14 protein-coding genes are annotated in these 13,409 nt (G+C 53.5%); 6 read left to right on the top strand and 8 right to left on the bottom strand.

Annotated elements, in window-relative coordinates; translation table 11 throughout:
* Window positions 1-1,039: 1,039 nt before the first annotated feature.
* The gene (locus Q1A91_RS03535) at window positions 1,040-1,348 is read right to left on the bottom strand and encodes a hypothetical protein (RefSeq protein ID WP_299872899.1); all 309 of its coding nucleotides are present in this window, start codon (window positions 1,346-1,348) and stop codon (window positions 1,040-1,042) included.
* Between the two features lie 193 nt (window positions 1,349-1,541).
* Between Q1A91_RS03535 and Q1A91_RS03530 the strand changes: the two genes are divergently transcribed.
* Window positions 1,542-2,258: a DUF1698 domain-containing protein gene (locus tag Q1A91_RS03530; protein WP_299872896.1), complete on the top strand. Its 717-nt coding sequence runs from the start codon at window positions 1,542-1,544 to the stop codon at window positions 2,256-2,258.
* Window positions 2,259-2,457: 199 nt separating this feature from the next.
* The gene (locus tag Q1A91_RS03525; RefSeq protein ID WP_299872893.1) at window positions 2,458-3,645 is read left to right on the top strand and encodes a site-specific integrase; all 1,188 of its coding nucleotides are present in this window, start codon (window positions 2,458-2,460) and stop codon (window positions 3,643-3,645) included.
* A 4-nt stretch (window positions 3,646-3,649) separates the two neighbouring features.
* On the opposite strand, the gene Q1A91_RS03520 is transcribed toward Q1A91_RS03525, so the two are convergent.
* Together Q1A91_RS03520 and Q1A91_RS03515 are read right to left on the bottom strand one after the other, a co-directional pair.
* Window positions 3,650-4,738, bottom strand: coding sequence for a site-specific integrase (locus Q1A91_RS03520; protein WP_299872890.1), 1,089 nt, complete (start codon window positions 4,736-4,738; stop codon window positions 3,650-3,652).
* Window positions 4,739-5,253: 515 nt separating this feature from the next.
* A complete protein-coding gene (locus Q1A91_RS03515) occupies window positions 5,254-5,394 on the bottom strand; it encodes a hypothetical protein (RefSeq protein ID WP_299872887.1) in 141 nt (46 codons plus the stop codon).
* Between the two features lie 279 nt (window positions 5,395-5,673).
* On the opposite strand from Q1A91_RS03515, the gene Q1A91_RS03510 reads away from it, so the two are divergent.
* The 3 genes from Q1A91_RS03510 to Q1A91_RS03500 are packed head-to-tail and all read left to right on the top strand — an operon-like array spanning window position 5,674 to window position 7,959.
* Window positions 5,674-6,066, top strand: coding sequence for a transposase (locus Q1A91_RS03510; RefSeq protein WP_299872883.1), 393 nt, complete (start codon window positions 5,674-5,676; stop codon window positions 6,064-6,066).
* Window positions 6,063-6,410 carry an IS66 family insertion sequence element accessory protein TnpB gene (gene tnpB, locus Q1A91_RS03505; RefSeq protein ID WP_299872881.1) on the top strand — a complete coding sequence of 116 codons (348 nt, stop codon included), beginning with the start codon at window positions 6,063-6,065 and terminating at the stop codon, window positions 6,408-6,410. The genes Q1A91_RS03510 and tnpB overlap by 4 nt, the downstream gene beginning before the upstream one ends.
* A gap of 49 nt (window positions 6,411-6,459) precedes the next feature.
* Window positions 6,460-7,959 carry an IS66 family transposase gene (locus Q1A91_RS03500; protein WP_299872878.1) on the top strand — a complete coding sequence of 500 codons (1,500 nt, stop codon included), beginning with the start codon at window positions 6,460-6,462 and terminating at the stop codon, window positions 7,957-7,959.
* A gap of 133 nt (window positions 7,960-8,092) precedes the next feature.
* Here Q1A91_RS03500 and Q1A91_RS03495 read toward each other — a convergent pair whose 3' ends face one another.
* The 4 genes from Q1A91_RS03495 to Q1A91_RS03480 all read right to left on the bottom strand — a co-directional run bounded on the left by Q1A91_RS03495 (window position 8,093) and on the right by Q1A91_RS03480 (window position 10,730).
* On the bottom strand, window positions 8,093-8,446 hold the full coding sequence (locus tag Q1A91_RS03495) for a hypothetical protein (protein ID WP_299872876.1): 354 nt from the start codon (window positions 8,444-8,446) through the stop codon (window positions 8,093-8,095).
* Window positions 8,447-8,769: 323 nt separating this feature from the next.
* Window positions 8,770-9,162 (bottom strand): hypothetical protein, encoded by a 393-nt coding sequence (locus Q1A91_RS03490; RefSeq protein WP_299872873.1) that lies wholly within the window; start codon window positions 9,160-9,162, stop codon window positions 8,770-8,772.
* Window positions 9,163-9,603: 441 nt separating this feature from the next.
* Window positions 9,604-9,930 carry a hypothetical protein gene (locus tag Q1A91_RS03485; RefSeq protein WP_299872871.1) on the bottom strand — a complete coding sequence of 109 codons (327 nt, stop codon included), beginning with the start codon at window positions 9,928-9,930 and terminating at the stop codon, window positions 9,604-9,606.
* A gap of 521 nt (window positions 9,931-10,451) precedes the next feature.
* A complete protein-coding gene (locus tag Q1A91_RS03480) occupies window positions 10,452-10,730 on the bottom strand; it encodes a hypothetical protein (protein ID WP_299872868.1) in 279 nt (92 codons plus the stop codon).
* A gap of 328 nt (window positions 10,731-11,058) precedes the next feature.
* Here Q1A91_RS03480 and Q1A91_RS03475 point away from each other — a divergent pair, with 328 nt between their 5' ends.
* On the top strand, window positions 11,059-12,741 hold the full coding sequence (locus tag Q1A91_RS03475; protein ID WP_299872865.1) for a hypothetical protein: 1,683 nt from the start codon (window positions 11,059-11,061) through the stop codon (window positions 12,739-12,741).
* Window positions 12,742-12,879: 138 nt separating this feature from the next.
* Here Q1A91_RS03475 and Q1A91_RS03470 read toward each other — a convergent pair whose 3' ends face one another.
* Window positions 12,880-13,392 carry a hypothetical protein gene (locus Q1A91_RS03470; RefSeq protein WP_299872863.1) on the bottom strand — a complete coding sequence of 171 codons (513 nt, stop codon included), beginning with the start codon at window positions 13,390-13,392 and terminating at the stop codon, window positions 12,880-12,882.
* Between the last annotated feature and the right edge of the window lie 17 nt (window positions 13,393-13,409).

Below are 13,409 nucleotides of genomic sequence, written 5' to 3'. Positions count from 1 at the left end.
ATGTAGAACATTGCTACTCATGGTGGGAAGTGGAGCTACGCTTTTGCAGAGGCTGGGGCCCCGAGTCTTCTGGGGGTAGAGGGCCGGGCTGAGCTGATTGAGCTATTTGATGAGTTGCCCGATTCCGCTGCGAAGGAGCGTGTAACTCTCAAAGCAGGAGCAGAGAGTAGCTTAAAAGCGCCGGATGCTGTCCAAGTATTGGTGAGTAGCTCAATACCATGAGTTCCATTGTCGCGGCTTTCTGGTTTCGAGCGTTGTGGTAATCATAAGTCAAAGTTGCCAAAGGAGAAAATAGTTAACATTTTCAATTTTTTGTGCCGTCTTTACTCTGAGGCCCAAAAGCGATCATTGGACCAGCCGCAGCGAAAGAGCGCTCTGTTCGACAACAGACCTTACCGAATTCGCGTAAAGACATTGCTTCATTTCAGTTCGGCCATCTCCATGCTATCGCTGCGAGGTAGTTCCCCGATACCACGGCCCCGACTGTAGTCCGCATTGGGCCATACCCATCCGCTGGCTTGATGTTGCGGGTTTCTCTGCGATTGCGGGCTAAGCGGATCATGCCCGACAGCGTCAATACCATGAACTCTCCCTCCCCTTTGAGAGGAATGGTGTCCACGGCCTGCCAGCCTTCAGCTATAGCATCATCGTGCATTTCGAACGGGTCGCGGCGCTTGGGAACGTAATGACGCATTTGTTTACCGTTTTATTGACGTGTCCCGGTTTGAGACAAGGCGATTTGCCCTATCAGGCCTGTTATGCGCTTAAACAGTGATTTACCAGCTTCCAAATGGCATTCTATCTACGGTAGCGCGGGCTGCATCTGACCCGAGGTGACCACAATTCGTTCGGAAATGATGTACCGCTTGCCTTACATCTGGCGATGAAGCTACCTTTGAAGGCATTCCTCGAGAGTCCTCCAGACATCTTAGGAACAGGTTGATACCCATCTTTACTGCGCATTGGCCTTAGCAGCGGAGGCGGTTCCCTAGCCACGTTCTCCGCTGCCAAATCCATTCACTTAGTGTTGGTCTGTTCGTTATACTTCTGCACAAGTCTGTTGTGGCATCATGCGTTCATCCGCAAAGCAGTGCCGAGCTTTTTGGTGCAGTGCTCCATTCTCGGCCCACCAAAGTGCAACGATTGAAAAGCACTTCTCATCCAGATTGAGCAGCAGCATGCCGTTCCATTGGCCGCTGACCTCTGACGGAGGACAACCCTGTAGCTCCTCGGCAGGGAAGTCGTTAGCAGCAGCCAACTCCGTTAGGGAGATTGCGCGCCCATCCTGTGCAAAGCCTTGTACAGTGAAAGGCAGGCCATTGGCTTTCCAGATGCCATATTGGCGCATCTCCCCGGTACGGTTTTCTTGCAAGCCCAGAGAACCATGGCGGCGCCGGAGTTAAGCTGAGGAACCGGGCATCCGAACAATAGCTGGTGTATTTTGGAGTGGCTATTTGTCGTCAGCAGCGTACTCTCAGACCTGTGTTGGAGTCTCAAAAGACCATCAACCAAGTGATACATGTTGTACGAAAGGGAAGCAGATGCCGGTACTTGAGTTTTTGAATGGGCTCCAAAAGTACCGCGAGGATGCTAAACATCTGGCCCGTCAGCGGCAGCGCCATGCCTTTCTGATCGAGCCATTCCTTGACGATATCAAGGGCGCGAAAGTGCTGGACATAGCAGCTCATGATGGACGTTGGAGCTATGCCCTTGCGGAAGCTGGCGCGGAAAGCGTGCTTGGCATCGAGGGACGTGCTGACTTAGTTGAGCTCTTTGATGAATTGCCAGACTCCGCTGCGAAGGAGCGAGTAACCCTTGCAGCAGAAGACTTATTCGACGCTTTGGATCGTCTGATCGCAGAGAAGCAGACCTTTGATGTCGTGGCGCTCTTCGGAATCATGTATCACGTAATGGACCATTTTCGCATTGTTCGCCAATGCGTGCAGCTTTCGGCTAAACTTATCATCATCGACAGTGAATTCATGAAGGGCGTAAACCCTTACATTCAAATGGTCAAAGAGCGGACTGACGTTGAGATCAACGCCACACCTCAAATTGGCGGTCAGGAAATAGCAATCAAAGGCGTGATGAGCAGTGCCGCTATGGAGCGTATCGCGGAAGCTCTTAGCTATGAGATTGAATGGTTGCCTTGGGAGAATCTGCCCAAAGAGAACAGAACGGTTGTTCGAGACTATTTTCGGGGACCGCAAAAGAAAATGGTGCGGCGGACCTGTGCCCTGAGGCCAAGAAGGAGTTAACTTGATAGTCCGACCAGATATCAGCGATCCTGATGTCCGGAGGAGTCTGCAACCGAGAACCGCGCCATACTTCATCCTTCTAAGCTACTGCCGTCACGTTGGCTTCCAAAAGCAGTCAACCTCAGGCGGCAATTGGGTCGCTCGGGTCAGAAATAGGGACGGAGGATATAAGCAACACCGGGTGGGACACACGCACCAGATGAGCTTTGAAGAAGCCGTCAGGAATGCTGAGGACTGGTTTGCTAGGTCTGATATCGCTATCATTGCTGCCGAGCCATATCAACTTGGTTCCAAACGGTCTTTGAGTATCTGCCCAATTGGCAGCGTTCCAACGGTCGCAAGCGCAATGAAGAACTATCTTGAGTGGAAGGCTATGGCTGCAACAAGGTCGCACTTCGAAACGCTGGTAAGCCTAATCAACTACTACATCGTCCCAAATCTAGCGCTCGTGCTACTGGAGGAGTTCAACGGAAAACACTTTGGTGACTTTTGCCTCCAAGTGATCGAAACGCCTCCAAAACTTGGGCGGGAAGACCCGAGGACCCGCAACAAGCTGCGAGAGCTTTCCCAAGAGGCGCTGCGGAAACGTAAGAAGACCCTTAACGCGCTGATTAGTATCCTGCGCGGAGCGTTCCTCCTGGCTTGGGAAAGAGGCGACCTAGAGGGCGACAAGCCGATACGATGCTTGCGCCGCCTTCCGAATGTAGACCGCCCGCGCGTTGTTTTTCTCAGTCGTCAACAGTGCCAAAGATTGTTGGACGCATGTTCCGATGATCTGAGGATCCTGGTACAGGCTGCTCTTTATACCGGCTGCCGTGCAAACGAACTCTGCAAAATGCGTGTCGAGGACCTGGACCAAAGTGGATGCGCAGTCTTTGTTTCATCCTTGAAAGGCGTGAGGCAGCGTTTTGTCTTCCTGCCTCCTGAGGGCCTTGAGTTCTTTCGATGTATCGCTGGTAACAGGCCCCCCTCAGAGAACTTATTCAGTAGGGCAAGCGGGAGGATCTGGGGTGCTGAGTACAAGAGCCACTTTCAGAAAGCACGGAAGCTCTCGGGGCTTCCTAATTCAATCACGTTTCACGGTCTCCGGCATACTTATGCGAGCCAATTGATTCAGGGCGGCGCATCTTTGCTAACAGTGGCAGAGCAACTTGGTCATTGTAACGTCCAGACTGTGAGCACCACCTATGGGCATCTCTGTGCGCATCAGCGCGAAGAGGAGGTTCGCCGCAGCTTTGAAGCGCTCCAGTGCACCTCGGCTAACCGGATAAAGCCACAAGCGAGGAATTCTGTTCCCGTTTTCAGGCATCATCAGGAGATTGCTTGGCCGCGTTCAAACCATGCCAGATATAGTGGGCCGCTACTCTCGCGACTGCGCCCAGAATGAGGAGTCAGTGCCTACCGGACAGGCCATCAAATACCTCAACTACCTCTTTGCTCGGTCGGGCCAACGGCTTTGAAGGGAGTGAGCTTTCATTTTCTGGCGTTCCTTCTCGATTCCAATTCTGGGGAGGTTTCCCGCGACGCATCTGAGCAAACCGTTCTTTAAGGTTTTCGGCTTGCTCTTTGTTCGCTTCGGACAAGCCAGAAAAGCACCTCTGAACGTTTGCCTCCCTGACCTGTGCGGCGAGGTGGCCATATGTAGTCATAACGGTGAGCGTACTCGCATGCCCGAGCTGCTTGGCGACTGTGTCCAATGTCGCTCCGCCTTGGATGAGATCACTCGCATAGGTGTGCCGGAGACCATGGAAGACGAACTCTTTCGGTAGACCAGCCTTTGCCACCGCAGTACGAAACTGCAATGTGTGTTGCCGCCGCCAGGGCAGACCTTTCGTTGACACAAACACGTGATCGCTATCCTTTTTGCCAACACAGGCGGCCAAAAAGAATGCCATGCCCTCCTCTGGGAGGAAAACAAATCTGGCCGGGCTGCTTTTGAAGGCTTTGATGTGAATTCCAAAGCCATCCTTGCCGACGTCCTCGACCCGCAATTCACCAAGTTCGCCCACTCGGCATCCGGTATACAAAGCCGCCATGACCAGCTTAAGAAGAGCCTCTGAGCAGGAGTTGAGCAGCCGACTGCATTCAGGCCTTGTAAGGAAGATTGTTCGCGGTTTGTGATTCACGGATACTCGGTTCAGGCATTTCCAAGAACGCTCTGACGACAAATGCCCGTTCTCCCAAGCATAGCGAAACACCATCCTCAAGATGCTCACCAGTGAGTTGAAGGTCCGTTTACGCCTGCGCACCTCGTCTGCGGTAAGGTCGTTGATCTCTACTCGAGCAGGTAGGCTTTCAAAGCCCCTCTTCGGTGGCTGCTCCAAGGTATTTATTGCTAGCCGTTGCATGTCTTTGCCACGGAAATCCTCAATCGGAATTCCGCTGAAATCCGAAACCAGATGGTGGTTCATCAATGTGAGATTGTTGTAATGACCGCCTTCAGAGCGGGCCAATTTGGACCACTCCAGATAATCCGCCATCGCGTGCCCCACTGTATAGACAGGCCCAATTGGGCATACTGAAAGTTTGGTAACTCTACCCACGCTCTCTGGCGGCACTGACAAGGCTTGAACCTGAGAGGTTTCAAACCACTCGAAAGCCCTTGCAACTGCCTCTTGATATGGGATTGCAGGCTTGCTCAGAGGGAGGGCGGCACCCAGACACTTCTGGCGATAGCTCCCGTTGGTGCGCAGTGTTCGGGCTACCCAGTTACAGATCCGTTCATCTTGTCTATGAACCCCGATGTGCCTTCCATTTAGCAATCTGTGCCAGTGCGGATACTCTCTGTGGGTTAGCTTCTGAATCTCATCCGGTGTTTTGAAGGGGCAGCTTCTAACGGTGTCTGGTCTATCTGAGTGCTTGCTGCGCGTCTCGAGTCCTATTGGCATGGTGGCCTCCATCAATTTGAAAGCCTGAAACTTCACAGCTATCAGCGTAAATCCCTAGAAGAATGTGGATTACCAAAAGTTCTGGGAGATACAGCATCACCTCTGGTTCAGTTTAACTGGCGTTGTTCAGATGCGAACTGAGAACTCCCGCGAACAAAGTATTCCCTTGCTGCTTCGTTGAAGCCATACGTTTTGACATAATCAAGAAGTGCTTTTTCAAGTGCCAGTATGCGTTCTTTATCGTCCATGATGATACCTTTTTTGCGTGTCCGGAAGACTTGCAGCCAATCGTTAACAACTGGTTAACGGTGCTCCAAAAGAAGGCAGAAACGGTAAAAACATCAGTGCTAGAGTCATCGCGGCTGGTTTGGCACGGGATTGTCCAAGGTATTCTGGCGGTAGGTATCGCAAGTATGAAACCGACCAATCCCGCTCCGTATCGTAAGCGTCCGGTCTTGCTGCTCTGACGTGTCATAGAGTGCGTTGATAAGTGTCCACCATTGATAGTGGACATCTTGAGGGCGGCTATGGCGGGCAAGAAGGGTCAGAAGAAACGGTTCTGGTCGGATGAGGAGAAGGTGTCGATCTGTGCGCAAACATGTGCGCCGGGGGTATCGGTTGCGCAGGTCGCGCGGCGGTATGCCATGAACACCAACCTGATCCACAAATGGCTACGTGATCCCAAGTTTGCACCGGATCGGGAGATTATTGAAGACGAGGTTAGTGAGACGCCCTGCTTGCTGCCTGTGGAGATTGTTGACCGGCCTGCCACCGAAGAACCGGGCGCCGCGCGTGCAGCCAATGCTGCATCCGGCCACAGTGCGATTGAGATCGACATCGCAGGCGGCCATCAATTGAGGATTGTCGGTAGCTACGATCCCGAGGCGCTGGCGCGGCTGATCCGTGGCCTTTCCATATGATCCCTGTCCCTGCGAACACGCGCGTCTGGCTGGCCGCCGGTGTGACCGACATGCGGCGCGGGTTCACGACGCTTGCAGCTCAGGCCGAACAGACGTTGAAGCAGGATCCGTTCACCGGGCATCTGTTTGTCTTTCGTGGTCGCCGCGGTGATCTGATCAAGATTATCTGGTGGGATGGTCAGGGCGCATGCCTGTTCAGCAAACGCCTGGAGAAAGGTCGGTTCGTGTGGCCATCGGCGAAAGAGGGCAAGATCGCCCTGACTGCCGCGCAGTTATCGATGCTGCTCGAAGGGATCGACTGGCGTGTGCCGCAGCGCAGTTGGACACCGCTTAGGGCTGGGTAAATGCGCACGTGGGATTCCCGCCGTGTCGTTGTTTTGCTATAGTCTAGCCATGCTGGACGTCGACAAAGCCCTGCCGAAAGACCCTGATGAACTCAGGCAGTTCACAGCACTTTTGCTGGCCGAGGTGAAGTCGCAGGCCATGCTGATAGAGAAGCTACGCCATCAACTGGCAGGTCATCGCAATCACCGTTTTGGATCGTCATCAGAGAGTATCGAGCAGCTTCAGCTGGACCTGGAAACGAGCGAGATCGCAGTCGCCAAGATGACGGCAAAGCTGCGGCTTCCCGATGAGGAGCCAAAAGACAAACCAAAGTGCCGCCCCATCCCTGATCACATTCCGCGCATGGAAGTGGAGCTAACGACTGGCGACGAAGATTGCCCCCAGTGCGGTGGTGGACTGCGCCGCCTCGGCGAGGATGTGACCGAAGAGCTGGAATACGTTCCAGGTCGTTTCATCGTGAACCGCATCGTGCGGCCGCGCTTCGCTTGCTCAGGCTGCGAAGCCTTCACACAAGCCGCATTACCATCGCGTCCCATCGAGCGCGGGCGTCCTGGTCCGGGCCTGCTGGCGCATGTGTTGGTCAACAAATACGCGGATCACTTACCGCTCTATCGTCAAAGCGGCATCTTCGAACGCGACGGGATCGACATTGATCGTTCAACGCTGGCCGATTGGATCGGCAAGTCCACGGCGCTTCTGGAACCACTGGCGGATGCTATCGGGCGGCATGTGCTGGCCGGTCAGGTCATCTTCGCTGATGATACGCCGGTGAAGATGCTGGCACCCGGCACGGGCAAAACAGCGACAGCACGCCTTTGGGCCTATGGTCGGGATGAGCGGCCTTGGGGTAGTAGCGTTCCACCTGCCAGTTGGTATCAGTTCTCCCCTGATCGCAAAGGGCAGCATCCCAAAGATCATCTGGCCAAATACCATGGCTGGATGCATGCGGACGGCTATGCCGGGTTCGAAGATCTCTACCGCTTAGGCGATATCAACGAGGTCGCCTGCATGGCGCATGTCAGGCGCAAGTTCGTCGACGTCCACCGCGCCCAACGCTCGGCTATCGCCGACGAAGCCATCAAACGCATCGCGCAGCTCTACGCGGTCGAGAAGGCGGTGCGCGGGTCGCCACCAGAAACACGCGTCGAGATCAGGCAAGCGCAGGCAAAGCCGGTCTTCGATGATCTGGAAACGTGGCTCCACGCCCAACTGCCCAGTATCTCAGGTAAGTCGCCACTGGCAGGTGCACTCCGTTATGCACTGACGCGCATGGCGCGGCTCAGACCGTACCTCGACCACGGCATCTTGGAATTGGACAACAACACCGCCGAACGGGCCATGCGATCCGTCGCAATCGGGCGCAAGAATTACCTGTTTGTCGGATCACAGACCGGTGGTCGCGCAGCCGCCATCGCCTACACCTTGATTGAAACCGCAAAACTGAACGGTATCGACCCGCAGCAATGGTTGGCCGACACACTCGCCCGCATTCCAGACTACAAGATCAACCGCGTCGATGATCTCCTGCCATGGAAAACCGCACTATAGGGTCGGTCAGACCGGACGCTTACTCCGTATCGATGAAGCGCGATTGCCGATGAGTCGGCGAACAATGCCTCGTGACACCCCCACCAATGCTGGCTCATCTTTGTCTGCATCTTCTTCCACCAACCTAAAGGCTCTACCTGAAGAAGCCCTTAGCCTTTGTAGGCTTCTGGTTGGCCTCCCAATCAACAATGTCTCCTGAACAGCTTGTTTCTGAATGTTGCTGAACGGCTTTTTCAGTCCTAGCGGTAGACAATTCAGCAATCTCCTTAACAACCTGAGGGATCTCGAAAATGCCGCACTGGTACGCACGTTTTATGATCGCTTCGGCCTGTCGTTTTGAAGGAATATCGGCGCTATCTGCAACACCCCCATCAAGAAGAGCCTTGCTTGAAGAAGCGAATTGAACAAACCGCTTCAAATCTTGTGTAACTTCGTACACTTCCTGTATGCGGCTGATTTCACAAGTTTGCTTTGAAAAACTGAACATCTTGAGCCCAACTCATTCCTTGGTTGCGCAGATGTATAGACTACAATTTTGACGTGAATATGGCATTACTATCTATGATTGCAACTGCATTCATCGCTGCGCGTAGGCCATCTGGCTCCATCAACAGAACGCACATAGCCGCATCGATACCGCCGAAAGTAGTTCTAGAAACTGTAACAGAACATGCAGAACTTGAGCCGTACCCCAGGCAAAGACATGCAGCCCTGCCGGGCGAACTTATATGTCTTCTAAGGAGGCCTCACTCAACATTTGCAGGTTTTTCTCGCAGCAGGCGTGTGGGAGAAGTGCCCCAAAAGGGCGAGTCAATAAGTCCTTCCCGCTTTGAGTGAGACGTACTGACCGAGCGCCAATGCTTGAACGCAAAAGGGTGGTTCCACGATAGCGCTCTCGTCTTCCAGTACTATAGCGCGCCCATCACCGAATCGTTGATGATGACGACGTACATCATCCCAACCGAATAGCACGATTGCGGCTAACTGTTCGCCTTCCCCGGTATCTGATATCAACATGTACTTGGTATTGCTTCCCGCCAGTTCGTAAACGCACCCAAAGCAAGGCTCGCCGTTGGAAAGAACATCTGCAAGCTCATAGCGACATTCAAAGGGTGTTTTTGCAACGAGCCAGTTTGCCACTTTGGCGAGTGTGACGGTTGGAACCGTAAGCAAATCTCTTGATATGGGAGTGCGGTAATTCACAATGACTCTCCATTTTGGAGAAGTGTTGCGCCGAAGATAGCGCAACATATCGGTTTGAGTTAAGCCTTCTCACAATAAGTAGCAGAGCACCGAACAGCCCTGCCACCGCGAGTTGCTTCTAAGTTGAGTGACTCAATGTCGCACCAACCATTGCGAGCGCAATTGAACCCCGACTTTGAGGCTCGCTAATCAGCCTATTGACGCAGCAACAAAACGCCCAAGCATCACTTGGGGCGCTGCAACGGAGCATGCAGCTGACTTACATTGCGGAGACACCGTAGAGCTTGGGAAGCACTCAAACCAAAAGCACACAGACCAAGCCGGTGAGCGAATATGCCTTCCGCGTGGTTGGCCGACTGACAGCCCGAAAGAGCGATGAACTTGAACGCTAGAAGTGATCTCTGGAGTCAAATCCAAGCCGGAAACTAGACACCATCCTATTCATGCACAGCCCTTTTGTTGCTGAACTACCTCAGCAGCTTGGATGCGACCCTTTGTAACCGCAATCGCGGTTTCCTTATCATTTCCCGACATGCTCGAAACAGGAAGGCCGAGCAGGAGAACACCTACGGTATCTCCGCTGGCAGCACTTTTTTGCGCTGCGCTCAAGTTCTCCAAACTTTGAGACAGGTTGAGTTTTTCTTGGGCGAGATTCTTGCAAGAGAAACGCAGATATGGATTAGGTCCGATGTCGGCAGCCGGAATGTTCTCAGGTTGCTTTGCGCAAGCCGTTGCCACCATTAGGGCGGTCAAAATCATATATCGCATCAATATTCTCCACAAAATAGCCGGACCAGATTCTCCGACAGAACTGCACTATTACGCGATGTGCCGGTGAGGGAAACAACTTATGAGAATGGGGCAGATGGTGTGCCAAAACTGCTACTGAATGGCAATCAGCTTCCAGCAAGTGGTCCCAATGTTATCAACACGTTCGTTGGTCAACTTAGTACAAACAATGTCGGAACTCACCTGAAACAATTAGAAGATTGATCCAGATCAACGCGCGTAAAAATCACAAGCCGCACAGATGGCCAATTGAACAACCCAATTTAGAGACGCTATGCTTCGCCTGCTAACATGCCTACCTATTATTCTGCTCGTAGCCAGCGGCCCGAGCCTTGCTCTACAAGGTCCTGGAGTCCTAGACACTGCGAAACCTTCGACCGTTATGCATAGCGGCGGCTGCAGGAAGAGCTCACCAAAAGGCCAATGCTGCCATGCAGGCTCCAAGCCACTTCATTGCCACTAGACTGATAGCACTCGTCTGAAACAGAGCGCCATTGCTATCACTGCATCACTGATGGCCGCAAATCGTGCTCATACGCAAGAAACGCAACATCTTGCTGCGCGGCCTCCAGCCCCGCTGTCAGCTCATCAAGGCTCACCAACGGAGATAGCACCAGCAAGGCGAACAGGCGGTCCTGCGCGCTATCAACGAGGTCTGCAACGTCACGACTACCCGATTCTATCTGCATCTGCTCAATCAGCATCCGCATGGTTACCCTTGCCCACTCCGCATTGCGGTTGGACAGCGGCTTGGAGATGGCTTCTGAAACCAGAGCCATTCTTCTCCTGAGAAACTTTCCGCCGCTCCTGAGAAGTAGGGTGCCAGCCTGCTCCACACGGTCTTGTTCTTCGCAGTCGCCCGTGGGCCCATTAGCAAGGCACGGAACAACAGCGGGTCTTCCACTGTGTAGATCATCATTTGCTCCGCCTTGTCGTTCTGCAGTTTACTCTGTCGCTGTCTCCGACATTTCTTGACCATGACCATGACCATGACCATGACCATGAATCCCTGTTTCGACAACTCTATTTCATAGCCCTTTGACTAAGCCCGATTCTCCAATACCCTCTGACGCATAAGTCCGAACCTACATTTTGAGAGGGATTGCTATGCGTGCGCTTCACATGATTTTTTCTGCGTTTTTGACTTTGTTCATCTGGTCTCTCGCTTTTGTCAGCCCTGCGACCGCCCAATCCGGCTCAGAAGACCTAGGGCGGCTGACGCAGTATCTGCCAGTCTCAGGTCAAGACAACATCTGGCGATACACCAACAACGGCAGCAGTTTTGAAATCGAAAATATCGGTGATCCGCAAGCGATCAAATACTTCTTTGTCGCCCCAGAAAACGGAACTGAAGGGCGGCGGCAGATCAGTGTCGTGCTCGAGATTCACCCCGATAGCACTGGCTCCGCCGGAATACTCTATGGGCTGAATGATGCCCGTGATCTTTACCACATGCTGACACTAGACGCGCAGGGCATGGTGCGGGTGTTCCGTCGCGATGGCGATGGTTTCAGGTCCTTGCTTGAGCAATCCAGCAGTGCATTTGAGCAAGGCCGCGCCAATATGCTGAACATTGAAGAAAACGGAGATGAGATTTCGTACCTGCTCAACGGTACGTCGCTCGGCTCCGTTGGAGGGGATCTATTTGGCTTTGGTGCCGTCGGACTTGCGGCAGTGGGCGATGTGCAGGCCTATTTCACTAGGTTCTCTGATGCGGCAGGCAGCGATCAATCCAGCAACACTGGGCAGAGCAACCACACGCTGGCGTCAAACCAGACGAATTCTCTACCGGGCAAAGCGATTGAAATGCGACGCGTGCAGATCATGGATCAGAACGGGCCCACGGGCCAGCCCTTTCCTGCTTACGAAACCCTCGTGCCCGCAGGCTGGAAAACTCAAGGTGGCGTGAAATGGAGCAACTCAGACGGGCAAGCGGGTTGTTTCACAGGGGCAGGGCTAATGTGGGGTACGGGCACTCAGGACGAAGCATACGGCCTCGCCTTCATGGATCCGCTAAGCTGGGGCATGTCCACAAACGGGCCGGTTGGCTACATGTGTTTGGGACAGGACCTGACGGATGCCGAGATGGTATCGCGTGCCTACTTTCAAGCGATTTCAAGCACCATGCAGGTCACTATCAAAGACGTCCAACGCGCTCCAGAACTGGAGCCACTGACGCAGTTGATCGGGCAGGCATGGCGCGCCAGTTGGCCTGCCAGTGCAAAGGCCTGGGTGGATGGGGTGGTAATACGCGCCCATGTACGAACACAACAGCGCGAGAACGACGCCTATATCGTTGTGATCACCAAGCATGCGGAGGCCAACTACTCCGGAGCTGTTTATCGAGATGGGCGAACGGCAATGATCATGGGTATATTCACACCCGTGGGCAAGTTAGACGAAGGACACCCGGGCTTTGCCCCAATCATCAATAACTTGAGGGTCAATCCGCAGTGGAAGCAACTTGAGACCCAGTGGTGGGTCAAGAAACTGAACCAGCCGCGTCCGAACCTAAACATTGCTGCAAAGGCTGATACGTCTATCGGCGACATGATGTTTGAAAGCTGGAAAAAGCGTGAAGGGATGAGAGATGCGGGCCACGCCAAGTCGATTAACGGCATCTGGGAAGTGCAGCCTTGGAAAACCCCTTCGGGTAACACAGTGATGCTCAACCAGAATTACAACCACGCTTGGCAGTTACAAAACGGGTCGATTGTCCTGACGAACAACGCCAACTTCAACCCAATGCAGGCTTACAACCAAACCGGCCAGCAGATGCAGCAGAACTAGATTGCCCTGATGCATTTGCCAACGATCCCAGATACCTGCAGCTCAATAAGAAATGTCCGCATCTGGTAGACCAGAAACTACACTTCATTTCTCTCAAGAGACTAAAGTGTTGCGTCGACCTATTGAGAGCACCCGGGGTTACTGATTTTCCTTAGCCACCGCACGCCGGGCTTCCAGCACTGCAATGCGGTCGCGGATGAGATCGCGGTCCATACCTTTCACCATCTCAGGGTTAATTGCATCGTCATCCTGCGGATCAACAGGGCGACCGGGGCGGTTCTCGAAGGCCTCTTGGGTAATGCGCGGGTTGGTTTTCCCCCAAGTTTCGGGAAAGCGGGTTTCAAGGATTTTGATCAAAACTGAAGGTGGCCGGCAGACGCCGATGATGCTCTCGCGCGCTTGTTTACTCCAATAGGCGCGTAGGAGATACCAGGCTTGGTGCATCGCGTCCTCAAACTCTGGATAGCGGTTGGCCCAGTTGTAGAGCGTGCTCATGGTCACGCCGATGGCTGCACACCACTCTTCGACGAACAGACCTTGCTGCGCCAGTTCACGCACTGTCCAGCAGTACTCCGGATCGTACTTGTTCGCTGGGCCGTTTGCCGCGGTGTTGGGGATTACAGTAAGGCTTGAAAAACGTGTTCTGGCCATTTTCTTTGCTCCTATTG

Source organism: uncultured Sulfitobacter sp. (assembly GCF_947500075.1).
Classification (GTDB): Bacteria; Pseudomonadota; Alphaproteobacteria; order Rhodobacterales; family Rhodobacteraceae; genus Sulfitobacter.
Note: the sequence above shows the minus strand (reverse complement) of the source record. Positions and strands in the feature narration are given on the sequence as shown.

Coding starts and splice junctions, on each gene's coding strand:
- Q1A91_RS03535 (WP_299872899.1), bottom strand. CDS start 1,348: ATGCGCCAATATGGCATCTGGAAAGCCAATGGCCTGCCTTTCACTGTA.
- Q1A91_RS03530 (WP_299872896.1), top strand. CDS start 1,542: ATGCCGGTACTTGAGTTTTTGAATGGGCTCCAAAAGTACCGCGAGGAT.
- Q1A91_RS03525 (WP_299872893.1), top strand. CDS start 2,458: ATGAGCTTTGAAGAAGCCGTCAGGAATGCTGAGGACTGGTTTGCTAGG.
- Q1A91_RS03520 (WP_299872890.1), bottom strand. CDS start 4,738: ATGGCGGATTATCTGGAGTGGTCCAAATTGGCCCGCTCTGAAGGCGGT.
- Q1A91_RS03515 (WP_299872887.1), bottom strand. CDS start 5,394: ATGGACGATAAAGAACGCATACTGGCACTTGAAAAAGCACTTCTTGAT.
- Q1A91_RS03510 (WP_299872883.1), top strand. CDS start 5,674: ATGGCGGGCAAGAAGGGTCAGAAGAAACGGTTCTGGTCGGATGAGGAG.
- tnpB (WP_299872881.1), top strand. CDS start 6,063: ATGATCCCTGTCCCTGCGAACACGCGCGTCTGGCTGGCCGCCGGTGTG.
- Q1A91_RS03500 (WP_299872878.1), top strand. CDS start 6,460: ATGCTGGACGTCGACAAAGCCCTGCCGAAAGACCCTGATGAACTCAGG.
- Q1A91_RS03495 (WP_299872876.1), bottom strand. CDS start 8,446: ATGTTCAGTTTTTCAAAGCAAACTTGTGAAATCAGCCGCATACAGGAA.
- Q1A91_RS03485 (WP_299872871.1), bottom strand. CDS start 9,930: ATGCGATATATGATTTTGACCGCCCTAATGGTGGCAACGGCTTGCGCA.
- Q1A91_RS03480 (WP_299872868.1), bottom strand. CDS start 10,730: ATGGCTCTGGTTTCAGAAGCCATCTCCAAGCCGCTGTCCAACCGCAAT.
- Q1A91_RS03475 (WP_299872865.1), top strand. CDS start 11,059: ATGCGTGCGCTTCACATGATTTTTTCTGCGTTTTTGACTTTGTTCATC.
- Q1A91_RS03470 (WP_299872863.1), bottom strand. CDS start 13,392: ATGGCCAGAACACGTTTTTCAAGCCTTACTGTAATCCCCAACACCGCG.